This is a genomic window from Mycobacterium sp. TH-M116 (genome assembly GCF_057473685.1).
This window is the reverse complement of the sequence record NZ_JBYCLC010000229.1, coordinates 1-1,623: the sequence shown is the minus strand read 5'-3', so window position 1 is coordinate 1,623 and position 1,623 is coordinate 1. Positions and strand designations below refer to the sequence as shown.

The window sequence follows — 1,623 nt, the reverse complement described above, 5'->3', positions numbered from 1 at the left end:
AGATCCGCAAGGAAGGCAAGATCGGCCGGGTCTACTATCCGGCGCCGTACATGACCAACGACAACCTGGAGTACTACCAGGACGCCTACGAGATCGGTTACGAGAAGATCATCGACACCTACGCCGCGGCCACCCAGCACGTGGACCAAGGGTTGAGCCTGACGCTGTTCTTCAAGGACACCGCCACCACCCGCGACGTCAACAAGGCGCAGATCTACGCCTGGCGCAAGGGGATCAAGACGCTCTACTACATCCGGCTGCGCCAGATGGCGCTGGAGGGCACCGAGGTCGAGGGCTGCGTGTCCTGCATGCTGTAGGACCTGCAGCGCCGGTCAGCCACGACGCCCAGGTCAGCCGCCGCAACGCGGTATGGTGCGTGACGTGGTGAGAATGCCTCGACCTCCTCGACCTCACCCCAGCGTCAAGCCCGGGGCCAAGGTCGACGCGCGCAGCGAACGCTGGCGCGAGCATCGCGAGAAGGTGCGCGGCGAGATCGTCGACGCGGCGATCCGCGCCATCGACCGGCTGGGCCCCGAGCTGAGCGTGCGCGAGATCGCCGAGGAGGCCGGCACCGCCAAACCGAAGATCTACCGGCATTTTCACGACAAGGCCGACCTGTTCCAGGCGGTCGGCGAACGCCTGCTCGACATGCTGTGGGCGGGCATCGTGCCGTCGATCGACGTGAAAAACGATGCGGCCCGCGAGGTGATCCGGCGTGCCGTCGAGGAGTACGTCGATCTCGTCGACCGGCACCCCAACGTGTGGCGCGTCTTCATCCAGGGCCGCTCGGCGGCCAGCCCCCAGATCCTCGACGAGGGTCGGGGTATCACGCTGGCCGTGGCCGACATGTTCGACGACGAGCTGCGCGAGATGGAACTGGACCACGCGGCGGTGGAACTGGCCGGGCACGCGGCCTTCGGGTCGGCCGCCTCGGCCACCGAGTGGTGGTTGGGTCCCGACGCGGACAGCCCGCTACGCATGCCCCGTGACCAGTTCGTCGCCCACCTGACGACGATCATGGTGGGAGTCATCGTCGGCACCGCCGAGGCGCTCGGCATCTTGATGGATCCCGACCGGCCGATCCACGACGTGGTGCCCGCCAAGCCCGCCGCCGGCTGAGCGCCGCTATCCGCTCCCGGAATTCTCACCGCGGCCCGCCGAGACGGGCAGCGCTCGGTCGGCGGCGGGCGTGGCCGGGCGCCGAACGCCAAAGGCTACCCGAACCTGCGTTGACAGCCCCCCGCCCGCCCGACAGACTGGGTGGAGCAAGTACCCGGTACCAGCGTTCCCAGGAAGGATCGCAGCATGACCATTGCCGAGCCCACTCCGGCGGCGCAGGGGCCGGTGCACACGCGCGCCCTGATCATCGGGACCGGCTTCTCCGGTCTGGGAATGGCCATCACACTGGCGCAGCGGGGCGTGGACTTCACAATCCTGGAGAAGGCCGACGACGTCGGCGGCACCTGGCGGGACAACAGCTACCCCGGGTGCGCCTGCGACATCCCGTCGCACCTGTACTCCTTTTCGTTCGAGCCCAAGCCGGACTGGCGCAACCCCTTCTCGTATCAGCCCGAGATCTGGGACTACCTCAAGGGAGTCGCCGACAAATACGGGCTGCGCCGC

General features: G+C 67.8%; 2 protein-coding genes and 1 pseudogene. All 3 read left to right on the top strand.

Annotation, left to right across the window (positions count from 1 at the left end; genetic code table 11):
* Nucleotides 1-317: pseudogene (locus AC2VOK_RS11575) on the top strand (class 1b ribonucleoside-diphosphate reductase subunit alpha); the annotation flags it as partial.
* Nucleotides 318-390: 73 nt separating this feature from the next.
* Nucleotides 391-1,119: a TetR/AcrR family transcriptional regulator gene (locus AC2VOK_RS11570; RefSeq protein WP_428900594.1), complete on the top strand. Its 729-nt coding sequence runs from the start codon at nt 391-393 to the stop codon at nt 1,117-1,119.
* Between the two features lie 186 nt (nt 1,120-1,305).
* Nucleotides 1,306-1,623: FAD-dependent oxidoreductase (locus tag AC2VOK_RS11565; RefSeq protein WP_428900593.1), on the top strand; the 318-nt coding region annotated here is incomplete at its 3' end.

What these genes read in the sequence shown, in the direction of transcription:
- AC2VOK_RS11570 (WP_428900594.1), top strand. Translation starts at nt 391, where the DNA reads ATGCCTCGACCTCCTCGACCTCACCCCAGCGTCAAGCCCGGGGCCAAG.